Source organism: Arthrobacter parietis, from assembly GCF_039530425.1.
GTDB classification, from domain to species: Bacteria; Actinomycetota; Actinomycetes; order Actinomycetales; family Micrococcaceae; genus Arthrobacter_D; species Arthrobacter_D parietis.
Genome location: NZ_BAAAON010000010.1, coordinates 99,115 through 115,668, shown reverse-complemented (window position 1 = coordinate 115,668; position 16,554 = coordinate 99,115). Strand labels below are relative to the sequence as shown.

Genomic DNA, 16,554 nt, shown 5'->3' with positions numbered 1-16,554 from the left:
AACTCACTCAGGCCAGCAGGCGCGTTCGGGCTCGGAAGCAGTTCCGTTTGCCCGCACTATCTGTATATCAGCGCAGGTGCGTCCGTCCGGATTGGCCGCGACGGGCGCCTCGGTCTGCACTGTGCGGTCCCAGTCCCCCTCCTCGGTGACGGTCACGGTCCGGAAGCGGTACACGTCACCTTCCTGCGGATCGGGATTGGTCCAGGTGAAGACAACAGTGTTGCCGGACTCCCCTGCGGTGATACCCGTGGGCGCCGGCACAACGCCCTCAACACCGGCCAGCGCGTCCGGCGGCGGCTGGGTGGGCGGTGCCACGGTCGGTTGGTCTTCCGGTTGCCCGTTCACGATGGCGAATACCCCGATTCCGACGCCGGCCAGCAGCACCAGCCCCAGCAGGATGCCCACCAGTGGGCTGCGCTTGCGACGGACAGGTTCGGCGTCGGCTGGAGCGGCTTCCAGCCCCGTACCCACGGGCCTGCCGAGCGTCGTATCCAGACGGACGGAGTCGCCCTGCGGCTCACCCCCACGGAGGATGGTGCGGTCCCGCCACGCGTGGTCTTCGGTTGCGCTATTGTCTGCCGCGTCCTCCGCTGCTGGAGGTTGGTCGACCCTGGAGGACATGGACGACGACGGCGCGGAGTAGGTGGGCACGGAACCGTGCGAAGGGCGACTGGGCGCGGTGGGTGACGCCGTCGGGAAGGTGGGTGAAAAGGTGGAAGACTCCGGGTCGATGGAGACGACCTTGCGCACGCGGGTGGCTTCGGCGCCGTCGTCGTTCTGATACACGTGTTCGGTGTCATCCAGAACTTCAAACGGGGTGACCGAGATGCCCAGTTCCGTCTGGATCCGCTGCAACGAAAGCGCAAAGGAGTGTGCCGAGCTGTAGCGGGCGGCCGGGTTCTTGGCCATCGCTGTTGCCAGCGCAAGCTCCAGGGATTGCGGCACATCATCCCTGCCGATCGGGGCAAGCGGCATTGACCCGATGCGGTCCATCAACTGGCTCTGCGAATTGTCCAGGCCCGGGAACACGAAGGGCGAGCGGCCGGCAAGAAGCGTGTAGAGGGTGGCTCCGAGGGACCAGACGTCCATCCGGATCCCGTCCACGCTGCCGCCCTCGAATGCTTCCGGCGGGGACCAGGGGATGGACATGCCGAGGTCCTCATCGGCGCCGCCGTCCGTGGTGCCGGAGATGCCGAAGTCCGTGAGCGCAGGGCGGTTGTATTCGGTGACCAGGATATTTGCCGGTTTGATGTCGCGGTGCACGATGCCGGCGCGGTGGGCAGACTCGACGGCTGAAGCGACCTGAATGCCGATCGTCAGTGTTTCGGCCAGCGAGAGCCGCCCCTTGCGGTACCGCACGTCCAGGCTCGGGCGCGAGCAGTACTCCATCGCGAGGTAGGAGTGCCCGTCGTCGGTGATGTTCGCTTCGTAGATCGTGACGATATACGGGTGCGTGGAGAGCTGGGCCATGAGGTTGGCCTCGGACTCGAACGCCTTGCGGGCGCCTTCGGTCAGCAGACCGGACACCAGGACCTTGACGGCTACGCGACGGCGCGGACGGTCCTGCTCGTACAGGTACACGTCGGAGAAACCACCCGATCCGAGCAGGCTGACGTAGCGGTAGCCCGGGATGTGCGGCGGTGGTGCGGCGGCGCGCCGTGAAGTCATCGCAGGCCCTCGAAGCGCAGGAAGATGTCGTCACCGAGCTGGGCGACATCACCATCAAGGAGGAACGCGGTCTCCGATTCGCCCAGGCGGCGTGGCGGCTGGCCCGCGCGAATCAGCACCGTGCCGTTGGTGGCCTTGAGATCGCACAGCAGGACGTGCCAGCCGTCGAGCCGCACCTCGACGTGTGAGCGCGAAATATCCCCGCCGGCGCTGGTGACCTGCACCAGCTTCGGCATACCACGGCCCTGAACCCGTGAGACGGACGGCTGCCGGCCAATGATCAGCGACCGGTCCAGTTCCACCACCTCACCGGTTGAAATGCGCATGGTGCCAAGACTTGGCCGGCGGACCTCACGCGGTTCGCTGTCAAGGGGCTGGGAACAGACTTTGCAGTCCGATGCTTCCGGCGGATTGGCGTGACCCTGCCCGCACAGCCTCGCCAGCACCAAAGGTCCGGTACCGAGACGCGGCTCAGCTGCCGGTTGGGCAGGCTGCTGCGATGGTTGGACCTGCAGGTCGCTGCGCATGATCGTCTGGCCATCGTGATCTTCGGCGTCGGGGAGGTCGCGGGGCTGCTTCGGTGCGGGGGCGTCAGGCGTGATCGACGTGTCAGGCGTGATTGGGGTTGCGGACCTGTTTAAGGTTGCGGGCCCTGTTGCCGGTCCGCCGGTCCCGGCACTCTTGCGTGCCCACGGTACGGAGTCGATCAGCTGCCCGGGTGCAGTCAGCGGTATCGGCGACGCATCGGCCGGCGGCGTGGACGGCTCCGGCTGTGGCTTTGACAGCTCTGACAGCTCTGACAGCTCTGACTGCTCTGACGACTCTGACAGCTCCGCCTGCTGTGGTCGTTCCGACGGCCGTGACGGTTGTTCCGGCACCTGAGCAACGTCCTCCTGAACGTCTACCTCGTTCGACGGGTTAGCTTCCTCAGGTGGACGCACCGCAGCGTCCTCCACGCGCCGCATGACAGTTTGGTCCCACAGGTGGTCGTAGCCGGTGGTCTGGAGCTCGGTATCCGGTTCGGCCTGCTGGTTCTGGTCCTCACCGATGCTGTCCGCACCGTCCGCCGCACGTTGGCCGTCTTCATCGACGCCGTCAGTGGAGCTCAGATAAAGGCTCGGGTTGATTGTGGCGAGTTCCTCAGCCTCAGCAGCACCCGTCACAGCGCGTTCGGGATCAGCGGGTTCGGGCTCGGCGCGCACGGGATCAGCCGGCCCGACCGGCCCAAAAGACTTAACGGAGACGACAGACGCCCGGACAATCCCTGACTCAAGCGGCAGGGTAGCAGTGTCCCCGCTTGCCCCGGAATAACCGCCTGGGCCAATAGAACCGGCTGCGTCGACAGAGCCGCCGCTCAGCGTGAAGCCGTTTCCGCCGCCGTCGACGATTCGCTCCACCCACGTGGTCACCTGTTGCCCGGACAACTCAACCTGCGCGCCGCCGGCGTCGGTGTCGACACTCAGGTGAACATCGCCTCGAAGCAGTACATGGAGCCGGTCCGTGTGGGACACCACACCGAACGGAGGCATGGATTCGAGCCCCTGCCCAAAACCACCCGCGACGATCGGCAGCACAGCCTGCAAATTGGGGTTCTCCCCCAGTTGGTTCCAGAGCCGGTCGGTCAGCTCAGGTGCGGTGGCAGCAGGGACCAGCACTACGACGCCGGAACGCACCACACTGAGCCACCCCTCCCCTGGAAGGTAACGGACTGCGCTCACGAACGCTCCACCTCGGCGTTGGAAGCATCAGCGTCCGGAGCACCCGGACCATTCGGACCATCCGCAGCAGCGGTATCCGCACCGATCATGCGTGGCGCTGTGGTGTGGAGCTCGGCATCGGGGTCGATCCCGTGGGCGTCGATCACCACCACGGTCACGTTGTCGCGGGCACCATTGCGGAGAGTCTCCTGCACCAGCGCGTCAGCAGCCTGCTGCGGATCGGCCGTGGAACTGAGGAGCGTGTAGATGCGATCGTCGGAGACCTCGGTGCTCAGTCCATCCGAGCAGATGAGGATCCTGTCGTCCTCTTCCACCGGCATGAGCCAGTAGTCGGCCTCGGAATCGTCACCCGTTCCCAGCGCACGGGTGATGACATGCCGTCTGGGGTGGCCAACGGCCTGCTCCTGCGTGATGTGGCCGCGGTCCACCAGCTCCTGCACCTCGGAATGATCAACGGAAATCTGCCCGAACCGGCCCTGACACAACCGGTAGGTGCGTGAATCGCCCACATTGAAGAAGAGCCAGTAGGGCATCCCGGACTCTTCCACCAGGACGACGCCGGACAGCGTAGTGCCCGCCCGGCCTCCCGTCTCTGAGCGGATGTGCTCATCAGCAGTGCGCAGCAATTCCTCGAGATCCGCCGCTGAAAAGTGCGGGGCATGCTCGCCGATGATGCTGCTCTCCGCCAGGGTCCGCACGCAGATTCCTGAAGCGACCTCCCCTGCCTCGTGCCCGCCCATGCCGTCCGCCACCGCGAAGATCGGCTCGGACGCAATCAGGGAGTCTTCGTTCAATTGGCGCTTGAGGCCGCGGTCGGTCGCGTACCCGACGGTGAGTTCGATGTTCCGGTCCTTCATCTGTTCGAAATTGCTCATGCCTGTTCCACCCTGAAGCTGCGGTCGCCGAAGTACACAGTGGAACCGGGTGGCGCCCACGAAGGCTGGCCTCCCGGCAGCGGAGTACGTTCACCGTCCGCACCGCCCACGGCACTGCCGTTGGTTGAATGACGATCGGTCACCCACAGCCTGCCCGCGTCGACGCGCAGGTGAAGGTGGGTTTTCGAGACTGAGCGCCCCTCGTCCTTCACGGGGATCAGCTGTGCCGGCTCGTTGTCCTTCCCTGCAGGGTTGCGGCCGATCAGCGCCACGGATTCCAGCACCAGGTCGCGGCCGTCGTCGAGCAGGATACGCACAGCTTTACGGCCGGCCGGCTCAGCGTACGTTTTCACCGGCGCGGACCCCCGGGACATGACCGTCTCTCCGGCTTCCTCATCGGGGTGCAGGGTGCCGAAGTCAGGAAGCGGGGCCGTCCTGCCCGTTGGAACCTTCTCTGGCTGGAAGAGCACCGGTTCTGCTGTGCGCGCCACCGGTTCAGGCCGGGCAACGACCGGCGACTGGATGGGCTGGACGGCAGGCGGAACCGGTTGCGGAGCGAACGACGACGGCCCGTTGATTCCTCCGGTCAGCAGCGGATTGCGGCCGCGCCGGACATCGAACACAAACGTTCGCGCGGCTTTGTCATACCAGCCCTGACGCTTCCCGTGGGAGTCGAACAGGTTGGAGATCATGACGATCACGAAGCCAAGCACCGGAATGATCCCCGAGAGCGCGATGATGAGGTTGCGCAGAAAGACAGCCAGCCAGCCGGGCGCGAAGCCCTCCTCGTCGGTGGTCCGCAGGCCGAACATCAGGTTGCCAGGGGTCTTGCCGGTTTTCGCTTCCCAGCCCCAGAGGAAGATCCAGTAGCCAAGCGCCAGCAGGCTGCCTGCACCCATCACAACGAAAAACATGGACAGATCGACGACGGCGGAACTCGCCGACACCTGCTCGTAGCCAATCAGTGGCATACCGACCACGGCGGCCAGTCCGCTGATCAGCGCAGGCGGAATACCGTCAACCAGCTTTGCTCCGAGCCGCTTGCCTGCCGAACCGTTCTCAAGGTTGAGCTGAGCCATGGTGCCCCGCGTTCCTCCCTCACCGTTCATCCGGGCATCAGGATGCGCCAACGCACCGCCCGGTGGGTCCACTGTACGGACATGCGGGGCACGATTGGGAATGGAAGCGCCGCAGCGCACGCAATACGCCGTGCCGGCGGCCACCCGTGACGAACAACGCGGGCACTGGAGCCCGTCCACGCTCACGGGTCCTGCCTTCGCTCTGAACCACGGCGTGCTCCCCGGGCAGTGCTGCGCGGACGCACCTTTGACCGCGCCTCCCGGATGAGGGAACGCGGCGAGAAGCGGGCACGCTGCCGCCGGAACCAGCCAACCGAGCCGCGCATACCCTCCAACGATGACTCGACGGCGCTCCAGTACTCCTCGACCTCACGTTCGGTCGGTTCACCGTACGCAAAGATGTTGGCGTCTGCGCGCTGTGCGAGGAGCGTGGTTGATCCTGCGCTGGCGGGAAAAGCCGTTCCGAGTTCATGTGCACTCTCGCGGCGGGTTGCCCTGGCGTTGGTCTCCGCACCGAGGTCCGTAGCGAGGCTCAACACCTCGCTCCATCCTCCGCCGACCCGCTGGGAAGGCGCGCCGATGTTCGCGCGCCGCTTCCGCCGTCGTACTTTCAGCAGAAGAATGAGCAGCAGCGGAAGCAGCAGGACACCCAACGGGATCAGGGCGAGCGCTATGGCGCGGACCAGCGGACCCCAGTCATCCCAGAAGTCCTTGGTGCGGTCTTCGGCGTCCTGGGGCTCCGGTGCGGAATCCGGCGGCAGTTCGGCCGGTTCCTGCGGCGGCGGCGGAGGCTGGAGAACCTGCGGCTTAGGCGAGGACTTGGGCTGCTGTTGCGGCGGCACCGGTTCGTTGTCCTCCGGAGGGGTGGGGTCGAACGGAACCCAGCCGGCATTGTCGAAGGCGATCTCCACCCAGGCGTGCACGTCTTCACCGGTGAGGGCGAGGGGCGCTGAAGGGTCCTCGACCTCGTCCCAGTCGGGGTAGAAACCCATCACTACCCGGGCCGGAATGTTGAGCTTGCGAGCCATCAGGGCCATCGATACGGCGTACTGCTCGTCGTCGCCGACCATCTGCTCGGCGTCAAGGAGGGTGAGCATGCGGGCGGCGCCGTGGCCGGGCAGGGACGGCGCTTCACCGTCCTTGCCGTTGCTGAAGAAGCCCTGCGAGCTGAGCACCTGCTCGAGGCGACGCGCCCGCTCGATCGGGTCGGAAACTTCTCCCACGTATTCGCTCGCCTTGGACGCGATGATGGGCGGCTCGTTCTTGACGCGCGGGAGGCTAAGGTCCGCGAAGTCATACTGGGTGAGCACCTCGTCACCCGGAACCTCCGGGAAGACCACGTTGATGCTGTAGGTGTCGCCCGACTGCACCCCGATGGTGGACAGTGCGGTCAAGGCGTCATTGTTGTAGTACAGGGACCGGTTGAGGTCCTGTGAGCGTGGTCCGTCCAGATCCACGCCGAGCAGCTCGCCTCCCGTGGGCAGCCACACGCCGTTGTACGCCTCGACGGTGATGTCGAGGGTGGCGACGGTGCCCTCGTCCTCCGCGACGTCCGCGCTGCCGAGCTGCTGCGCATCCCCTACCCGGGCAAAGTTCCCGGCAGCCTGCGGATTCACGTTGTACACCACGCCGTCGTAGGCATCCATCGCGGCGAGCCGGATGCGCTGGCCCTCGGGCAGCCCGTCCACGGTCAGGAGCGTCTCATCAGCCTGGTCCTTGACGTACTTGCGGAAGCTGGTCAGTGGGCTGGGGTAGTCGAACAGATCAACCGGAGGCTCGACGACGTCGCGGAGCACATCGCGGTCCGTGTTGCCGGCCAGCACCGGACTCACCACGAGGGTAAGAATGGTGCCGACGGCGAGGACAGCTCCGCCCAGTCCCAGCCGGCGTGCCGTGTTGGAGCGGAGAAGACCGCGAACTCCAACGATTCCGACGCCGGGAGGGTCCGGCTGCGCAGCTGTATTCGCCGACAGCGCTCCGGTCTGGTCAGTTCGTGCAATGTCCCGGCGGTAGGCCAGCCAGGCGGTTGCTGCGACGATCAGCAGGATGCCACGGAGTTCCGGCAGCGCTGCCCGGTTGGTGCCGAAGGCGATGCTGACGAGGAACAGTCCGAGGACCGGCAGGAGCACCCAGTACGGCGTGCGCACGCGCCAGGCCAGCAGCCCGGCGACCGCCGCGAGCAGGAGGGCTGAAAGGAAAGGCACCACAAGCATGCCGCGGCTGATTCCCACCGGATCCGCGACCGTCAGCAGATCCTTCCAGGAGAAGACGACGCCGGCGATCACGACCCGCAGCGATTCAAGCGTGGGCAGGAACCCGAGGAAGGATTCCACCGGCGCGGCCAGCGCGTGTCCCAGCACCAGGTAGGCGCCCAGCAGGACCCCTGCAGTCGGCCAGAAACCCCAGCGGTGGCGGGTACTCAGCCAGGCCGTGACGAGGCCGATCGCGATCCCACCGAATCCCGCCGCAAGATAGCGCAGGTCCCCGCCGAAAGTGGGGCCGAATCCAACGATTCCGAGACCGAGAAGGAGGACCAGGGCGCCGATATCGATGCCGGTCTGCAGCCTTCCCGGCAGCGTCCTTGCGGAGCGTCCCGCACGGCGGCTCATGCTGCTGCCTTCCGGAGGATGAGGGCGAGGTCGGACAGGTTGCCGAGGGTGAGCACGGTGAGATCTCCGATCGTGGCCCGTCCCGGATCCTGGTCACTCACGCAACGGATGGCAATGCATCTGATGCCGGGCGGAACCGAGGCGGCTGCGGAGCGGAGCTGGGACGGGGTGACGTGCGGGCCCACCACGAAGAACACAACCGAGGCATTCGGTACCGAATCCGCCGTCGTCCTCGCAAGGTCCACTGCGGTGAGGCGCCGGTTCCGGCCCTCGATCCGCGTCATGTCATCGAGCAGGTTACGCCCGGTTTCGGAGCGCACGGGGCCGTCCTGGGTGAGCACGCTCAGGTTCCGCTGCTCGCGGATGGCCTGCAGTCCGATGGAACCGGCAACGGACACGCCGAGCTCGAACTCGGCGTCTGATGCGTATTCGGATGTGTTGGTTGAGAGGGCAACGGCGAGGTGGGAGCGGCGGGTTTCCTCGAACTGGCGGACCATGAGCTGGCCGGTCCGCGCCGTCGTCTTCCAGTGAATGTGGCGGCGGTCGTCTCCGGGTACGTAATCGCGCAGCGCGTGGAAGGAGACGTCAGCGCTGGAGAGGTCCTTGGTGGGCAGTCCCTCCAGATCCTTGATGAAGCCGGCCGCCGAGCCGACCAGCGCCACCGTCCGCGGGTGCACGTACAGGTCGGTGGGTTCGGTCCAGAACACCTGGCGGCGCAGCAGGCTCAGCGGATCAGCGCGCACCGAGCGGACCGGCCCCACCACGATGACGGCGCGGCGCTGCGTGGGGATGGTGAACAGGTCTTCGTGCTGCTGGTTCGGCTTGAGTCTTGGCAGGTGGAAAATTGCCGTCGCCGCTCCTACCGGCAGCTCCAGCGAGGCCGGAAGCAGCGCCTTGGCTGAGGTGTTGGAGACGGCAACGCTTCCGACGGCGCGGTCCCCCACCGCCACGCGCGTACGCGTCAGGTCCAGCTCCACAGCGTAGGAGGAGCGGCCGAGAATGAATCCGACGGCCAGGAGAAAGAGAACCGTGCCCAGCAGCGCTGCAACGAGCGCTTCCCGCCAGTCGAAGACAGAGCCGAGTATCCAGAGTGCGGTGACAGTTGCGGCAATGATCCACCCGAGCGGACTGACCACTCCCACTACGGGGCCACAGTATTTCCTCAGTCCGTCGAGGATCCGGCTGGCCACCGGCGCGCCTGCGTCCCGCGCCAGCTGCCAGGCTTCCCGGGTCAGCGACCGTGGGTGGAGACGGGACGACGACGCCGTGCGTTTCTGTCTTCCGGTCCGTTCCGGGGACGGCTGGGACGCCCGACGGCGCGCAGGATCAGCCGCGCGCCGTCGTGAGGCGCTCTTTTCCGCGGTTTCCGTGTTCGTTGCCATGAATCCTCAGGAGTGTCAGGCGGTGGCGCGTTGCTGGGGAGCTGACACGTCGGCAAGCACGCGGCGCAGGACGGCCTCGGGTGTTGCTCCGGCGAACTCCGCTTCCGGGTCCATGACAAAGCGGTGGGTCCACACGTACGGCGCCAGTTCCTTGACGTCGTCGGGCAGGACGTAATGCCTGCCCTGGCCGGCAGCCCAGACCTTCGCTGTGCGGACCATGGCCAGTGCTCCGCGCACGCTCACTCCGAGACGCGTCTCCGGTGCAGAGCGGGTCTCCTCCGTCAACCGGGAGATGTACTCGAGCACCGCGTTATCCACGTGGGTTTCCGTCGCCAGATCCGCCATGTCCTTGATGGCCTGGGTGGTGATGATCGGGGTCAGCGCCGCCGAACGGTCACGGGTTGCCGAGCCGCTGAGCAGTTGGACGGTGGAGGCATGGTCCGGGTAGCCGATCATGGTCTTGATCAGGAAGCGGTCAAGCTGCGCTTCCGGAAGACGGTAGGTTCCGGCCTGTTCGATCGGGTTCTGCGTTGCGATCACCATGAACGGGCGGTCGTTGGTGTAGCTCACGCCATCCACTGTGACGCGGGATTCTTCCATGACCTCCAGCAGCGCCGACTGGGTTTTCGGCGAGGCGCGGTTGATCTCGTCTGCGAGCACGATGTTCGCGAAGATGGGGCCCTTGTGGAACTCGAACTCCTGCGTCTTCTGGTCATAGATGGTGATGCCCGTGACATCAGAGGGCAGGAGGTCCGGGGTGAACTGGATGCGGGAGTGCGTTCCCTGCACCGTCGCAGCGAGTGACCGCGCCAGCATGGTTTTTCCGGTTCCCGGAGCATCCTCGAGCAGCACATGACCCTCGGCGAGCATCGCGGTCAGGACAAGCCGTACCACGTGGGACTTGCCGAGGACTGCCTGCCCCACGTTGCCAACCAGCTTGTCAAACGTCCCGGCGAACCACGCGGCCTGTTCAGCGGTCATTGTCATGATGATCTGTTCCTTTTTCTCTTGCGGAATCCGTGCTGCCCACGGGAAAGAATACGTGCAGGACGTCGGCTGTCAGCACTGCGGCAGTTTGCTCTGGGCCGGCCCGCCGACGGTCACGTGGCCGGCGTCGATGTAGCGGCCAACGTTGCGCGGCCCTCCAACAATCCGGTACCACTGACCGGTCCGGCCGTAGCCATCGGTGTGGCTGATCCAGCAACCGACAGTGAACTGGTGCTCGGCGTAGAACCACGGGGGATTATTTCCGCCCACGCCTTCACAGGTGAACTCCTCGGGATCGTAGGTGGCCCGGTTCGCGGGGTCGGTGCAGCTGCGCTGCATATGTCCCAGGAGCCGTGTGTCGAGCTGGCTCGGTTGTTCCTTGCCCGCGCGGGCTGTAGCGTTCGCGATTCCCCCTGCTTCGCCGCGGGAGTTCAGCGAGCGAACCCGAATCTCGTGTTGTTGTTCGAAGTTGCCGCTGACCCGCCTCGAACCGGAATTGGCAACATTCTGCCAACCACCGCCGTCGATGCTGATCTGAATCTGCTTGACATCATGGGCGCCGGTGTTGGGCGGTCCCCAGTTGAAGGTGACGCTGTTTTCGTTCTGCGCACCGTTCTGTCCGCTGGCCGAGGGTTTGCCCGGGCTGCCGTAGGGGCTTACCTGGTTGGAGGTGGCGGGTGAACTCGAGTAGCTGGCGCCGTCGCTGTTGACGATGGCCGTGACCGTAGCGGTCACTGCGGATCCGTTGGCGAGCCCGCCGATCTCCTGGCCGGGCCTGACTGTCATCTGACGATTGTTGAACGTCGCCTGGTAGCTGACTTCGGACGCTCGTGCGCCGTTGCGCTGCTCCGCGTTGAGTTCGCTGAAGCTGATTTGGACGTGGCGGCCCTCGGCGCCGGTACGAGTCTCCTTCAGGCTCACGTTACTCGGCGCTGCAGGAGAACCAACCGCGCGACGAGGTGCTGATTGGGCACCGTATTCGGTCCAGCCTGCCTTGTTGTAGGCGCGGACAGCGTAGCTGTAGTCCGCCTCGGCGTTGGGCACCACGATGGTCTGCTCAGACGCCTGGACCTCGGGCAGGGTACGCACCAGCGCGCCACCGCGGAACTCCTGCACCTGATACTTCGTCACCGCGTCACCATTGGGCGACACGTCTGCCCAGTCGACCACCAGCTGACTCTCCGTGCCCACCGAATCGGCACGCGTCGTCGTCGGCGCAGCAGGGATTCCCGGCAACCCAGCCGGAATCTCAGCCGCGGAGTAATCGCTCCACTCCGACGGATCAGGCGCCGCGTTGCGTGCCTGCACCCGAACCTTGTACGCGGTGCCGTTCTCCAGACCCTCCCACGTCAGCGGACTGCCGGTGGCACTACGCTGCACCGCCCCGTTCGGCGGTGCAGGCGAAATCTGCAGGTCATAGCCTTCAATCGGTGAGCCCTCATTGGCCGGCGGAGTCCAGTTGACCGTCAGCGATCCGTCACCGAACACCAGCGCCGGCGGAGCGGGCTGGGCCGGCTGTGTGTCCGGACGCGCTACAGCCGATTCCGGCGACGGATCGGAGGTACCGATGTCGTTGGTGGCGGTGACCGTGAATACGTACTCGACGTTGTTGGTGAGCCCGGTCAGCGTGCACGTGGTCGCCGGGCATTCCTGCGTGAACCCGTTGTTGCTGGTGACTGTGTAACCGGTGATCGGCGAACCGTTGTCGGCCGGCGGATCCCAGGACAGGACCACCGACTTGTTCCGGGTGCTTTCGACCACAGGCGTTGACGGCGCCCTCGGCTTGCCCTTCACCGTCAGCACAATTTGCCCCGTCGCCAGGCGCGACTGGTCAGCCGTCTTGTCCTCCACCGTGTACTGCACCGTCATCGTCCCAACAAAGGACTCATCCGGCGTCACCAGAACCGACTCGCCCTGCTGGGACACGCTGCCGTTCCCGTCAGCGACCACATCGACAATGCGCAGCGGTTCCTCCGGGAACGGGTTCACGTCGTTGGCCAGCACATCCACCGGGACGGGCTCACCCTGCACGGCGTCAGGCACCTCATCGTCATTCGCCACCGGAAGCGGCCGGTTCGACGCCAACACCGCCAACGCAACTGAACTCGCTGCGGTCTCCTCACCGTCAGATACCGAAATTCCCACGACGCCGGTGAGCCCAGCCTCAGAATTCTCACCGGGTGCCACGCTCAGAACCGAGCCGTCGAGGGACACTTCGAACCCGGCGGGTTGATCACCGGTCAGCGAGAACTCCAGGGTATCTTCCGGGTTCGGATCGGATGCAAGGCCGGCCAGATCCAGGGAGACCGCCGGCTCAGCAACTGCAACTTCCAGCGATCCAGAGTTCAGGGTGGGCGGGATGTTGGGGCTTTCCGCAGCGGGGATCACGTTGGTGAGTACGGTCAGGGTTGAGCTCAACCCTTCGGGGTCGTCGGGGCCGGTGCCGTCGGTGACCTCGAAGGTGATGGAGCCCTTGCCGGCGTAACCGACGTCCGCGGCGTAGCGGAGGTTGTTCGGATCGACCACCCAGTCGTTGGCGTTGCTGGTCCCGATTGCGGAGACCTTCTCGGTCACCGTCAGCCGCGGCGTCCTGCCTTCCCGGACCTCCACCAACTCCCGCAGGTCGAGAGCCAGTTCCTCTCCTGCCTGCACGTCGATCGGTGCGTCACTGATGAGCGTGGGGTACTGCTCGCTCAGTCCCGGCACCCAAATCACGGCGGTGGCAACACCGCCGTCGATGTCCTCCACCGTGTACGGGATGATCTGAGCCTGCTCGGTGAGCTCAACGCGGACTGCGTTCTCCGCTCCCACTGAGGCGGTGACGGCTGCCGGATCGACCCGAACAACGAGGTCCTCGGCCACACCGTCAGGGTCCTCATCGTTTTTCAGGACCGGCACGTCCACAGCCGTCTGGCCGCGGGTCTCTTCCGACTCCACCCGATCATCACGGGCGATCGGCAACAACAGCGGAGCGTTCTGATCGACGGTGACACTGATATTGCCTGCGGCGGTGCCACCCCGGCTGTCCTGGATGCCATAGCGGACGCTGAAATCACCTTCTGCCTGAGGCGCACTGAACAGCACGCGGCCCTCGACCACCTCCGGAGTCATCTCCTCCGGCGTGCCCGCCAGAGCCTCCGGATCAAGCGCGATCGGGTCACCGTCCGGGTCCGAGTCATTTCGCAGCGCATCGACAGCGATCGCGCGCCCAGGCCGGAGGATCACACCATCGTTCACGGCGATGGGTTTCTGGTTCGCTTCCGCTGCAGGCGCTATGCCCACCTGAATGGTGCCGGTGTTCTCCAGGCCAAGCCGGTCACGGACCGTGTAGGTGAAGGTATCCGTACCCGCTCCGGTGGCCGATGCGGTGAAGTCGATGTAATTGGGGCCGGGAACCGCCGCGCCCATCGTCGGAGCGACGTCGATTCCTGTCAGGAAAGCGGAGTCACCGTCGGCGTCAATGCCGTCCAGCGGAACCGGGATGCGCACCGTCGATCCGGCGATCACACGGGCATCGAGGTTCTTCGGCACGGGTGGGGTATTCGGTGCATCCAACGGTCGGATATTGATCCGTACCTCCGCCGAGTCCGTCTGCCCGGTGCTGTCCAACACCTCGTAGATGGCGTACACAGTTTTGGCTGTGGTGCCGGCGACGAAACGCAGTGAGTTCTCCGAGGCGAAGATTCGGCCATCCGCAAGGTCGATCCCCTGTGCGAGGACCGGATTCAGTGTCAGCTCGTCGCCGTTGGGATGAGTGTCGTTGTCGAGCACCGGGATGTTGACGACATCACCGGCGCGTACTGTGACCTCGTCGGAGTTGGCCTGCGGCGGCAGCAGCGTTTCCGGGCCCTCCACGGGCAGCACGCTCACCTCACCGGTTGCCGAGGCCGTGCCGTTCGACATCGTGTAGGTGATGGTGGTCTGCTCGCTGAGATTCCGCACGTCATGGATGCGCAACACATTGTGATTCAAGATTGCAACGTCCACTGGCGAATCTGCCGGGACTTCGACGGACTGCACCACCAGGACGCCGCCGCCCGGGTCGCTGTCATTTCCGAGAACGTCGACCAACACGTCGCCATTCCGTGGCAGCAGTGCCACATCACGGACGGCGATCGGCGCGCCCTCCGCACCGTCGGCTTTCGCATCGACGCGAATGAGACCGCTGGCGCTCTGCGGGCCGTTGGTCACCAGGTATTCGACGTAATAGGTTCCCGCCGAATTCGGAGTAAAGGCGATGGTGCCGGTGTCATAGTCCGGCGTCACCACTGCATCCCCGCCGGTCAGCTCCGCCTTCGCGAGGCTCAACTGGCCGCCCGCCGGATCGAGGTCATTCTGCAGCGGGCTCAGTTGCGATTCCTGCCCGACGACGGCGGTGAAGTGGTCAAAATTGACCACCGGCGGCAGTGTCCCCGACGCACGCACATCGAAACTGATAACACCGGACACCTCTTCACGGCCGTCCGAGACGACGATGTTGACTTCCTTCACCCCCTGGCCCTTGCCGACATCGCGGAACGTCAACAATCCGTCCGAGCGCGTGCGCACCTGATCCCCATCCGGCGTCGGCTCCGCACTCACCAGGAACAGGTCATCGCCGTCGGGATCAGTCCAGCTGGAGAGGATGTTCTGGCTGACCGACTTCCCCTCCTCCACAAGGATCTTCGTGGGACGCAGAGGATTTGGCGGCTCATTCGTGTCAGCCCCGCGAACCTCGACGTCGACCTGGGCGGCATCCGTGCCGCCACGTCCGTCCTCGACCTCGTAAGCGAATGTAGAAATACCCACAGGGGCATCTGCCGGCACCACAATCTGCAGTCCTGCACCGTTATAGATGGGCTGCACACTGCCTGCGGCCGGCTGGTCCCCGCTCAATCGCGCCGTGAGCAGGTCACCATCCGGGTCCGTGTCATTGGCGACGACGTTGAGGATGCTGGTCTTGCCTTCACGTGCACCGTAGGAGTCGTCTTCGGCGACCGGAGGACGGTTCTCACCCGTGCGGTCCGGGAGTGTGTTGACCGGGTTCTCACTCGCCGATTCCTGGTCCTCGTCATCGGAATCCTGCTTCGGCGGGATGATGTCGCCCCAGTTGTCCACAAGCTGCATGTTCTGCAGGACCAGCCAGACGTCGCCGGCGTTGACGTCGTTGAGGACCACAACGCTGCGGTTGACCCGGAACACCAGTTCCGATTCCGCACCGAGTTCAGGGATGTCCTGCCGCTGGTCGCTGGCGTCATCCGCGCAGTCGCGGACGTAGACGGCAGGCCCGGCCCACGCCGCGTGGACACAGCCGTCCAACTGCACCGGCGCAGCAGGAACCCCTGTCGCATCCAGCGGTGTGATGACCGGATCGCCACCATTCAGCGGCTGCTTGATCAGCGACGTCGGCGTCGCCACCACCGCAAAGCTGCCCGCCGGTCCGCTCTGCTGCAACCGGCCACCGGCAGCATCCGGCAGGGTGACCGCCTCCCCATCAGGCAAAATGAGCTGCCCGGATTCGCCGTCGAACACAACTGCCTGGTCTCCCACGGCGGCGATCTGCGCGTCACCGAACGTTGACAGCGTTTCCGCCTCGACGACCGTCGGCTCCTCGTAGGTGCCGTCGGGGGCGACCACGTAGGTAGAGACCGTCTTTGCGCCCGGGTCTGCGACCAGCACACGGTTATTCGAGGACACCGCCGCGACCGCACCGGAAGAACCGGTCACCACCGGTTCGGTCTCCTGATCGCTGAAGGCAGCGAGGTTCTGCACCGTTGTAATCCAGACCGCACCACCGGCGCGGTCGGTGACTGCCGCCGTCGTACCGCCCATCGCCACAGCCGCTGAACCGGGAAGCTGTACCTCGGTTCCGCGAACCACGTTGGCGACATCGACGGGGCTGACCTTCGACTGGTCGGAGTTGATGTTGAAGACCGTGGCCTGGTCCTGAATGATGTCGAAGCTGTCGCTATTCGCTGCGTACCCACCGTCCAGAAGCCGTGACTGATAATTGAGGTGACCCACCATGCCGGTGTTGCGGTTGGTCACCCACACGCCACCGTCGTTCAGGTCAACCTCAGCAGTAGCAAAACCGGGATAGAGCAGAGCACCGCTCACCACAGCGATGCTGACCGCGGAAGCGGTTGAAAACGACAGCGCTCGTCTGTGTTTAGTGCCGAAACGACGCAGGCGATCGAATACACGTTTCATCAAAGTTGCTGTCCCCCGAAAATGGGCGCCTCGACCGTCAGCGGCGC

8 protein-coding genes are annotated in these 16,554 nt (G+C 65.3%); all 8 read right to left on the bottom strand.

The window, feature by feature from the left end; all coding sequences use genetic code 11:
* Positions 1 to 3: 3 nt before the first annotated feature.
* Positions 4 to 1,668, bottom strand: a complete 1,665-nt coding sequence (locus ABFX19_RS15175) for a serine/threonine-protein kinase (protein WP_277358305.1) — start codon at positions 1,666 to 1,668, stop codon at positions 4 to 6.
* On the bottom strand, positions 1,665 to 3,386 hold the full coding sequence (locus ABFX19_RS15170; RefSeq protein ID WP_346028830.1) for an FHA domain-containing protein: 1,722 nt from the start codon (positions 3,384 to 3,386) through the stop codon (positions 1,665 to 1,667). Before ABFX19_RS15170 ends, ABFX19_RS15175 begins: the two co-directional genes overlap by 4 nt.
* A complete protein-coding gene (locus tag ABFX19_RS15165) occupies positions 3,383 to 4,261 on the bottom strand; it encodes a PP2C family protein-serine/threonine phosphatase (RefSeq protein ID WP_277358303.1) in 879 nt (292 codons plus the stop codon). Before ABFX19_RS15165 ends, ABFX19_RS15170 begins: the two co-directional genes overlap by 4 nt.
* Entirely contained in the window at positions 4,258 to 5,340 is a 1,083-nt protein-coding gene (locus ABFX19_RS15160) for an RDD family protein (RefSeq protein ID WP_346028829.1), read from the bottom strand. The genes ABFX19_RS15165 and ABFX19_RS15160 overlap by 4 nt, the downstream gene beginning before the upstream one ends.
* Before the next feature lie 182 nt (positions 5,341 to 5,522).
* Positions 5,523 to 7,949, bottom strand: coding sequence for a transglutaminase TgpA family protein (locus ABFX19_RS15155; RefSeq protein WP_346028828.1), 2,427 nt, complete (start codon positions 7,947 to 7,949; stop codon positions 5,523 to 5,525).
* Entirely contained in the window at positions 7,946 to 9,331 is a 1,386-nt protein-coding gene (locus ABFX19_RS15150; protein ID WP_277358300.1) for a DUF58 domain-containing protein, read from the bottom strand. The genes ABFX19_RS15155 and ABFX19_RS15150 overlap by 4 nt, the downstream gene beginning before the upstream one ends.
* A gap of 15 nt (positions 9,332 to 9,346) precedes the next feature.
* Complete coding sequence (locus tag ABFX19_RS15145) at positions 9,347 to 10,318, bottom strand: AAA family ATPase (protein WP_056548647.1); 972 nt, start codon at positions 10,316 to 10,318, stop codon at positions 9,347 to 9,349.
* A 72-nt stretch (positions 10,319 to 10,390) separates the two neighbouring features.
* The gene (locus tag ABFX19_RS15140; RefSeq protein ID WP_346028827.1) at positions 10,391 to 16,414 is read right to left on the bottom strand and encodes an Ig-like domain-containing protein; all 6,024 of its coding nucleotides are present in this window, start codon (positions 16,412 to 16,414) and stop codon (positions 10,391 to 10,393) included.
* Between the last annotated feature and the right edge of the window lie 140 nt (positions 16,415 to 16,554).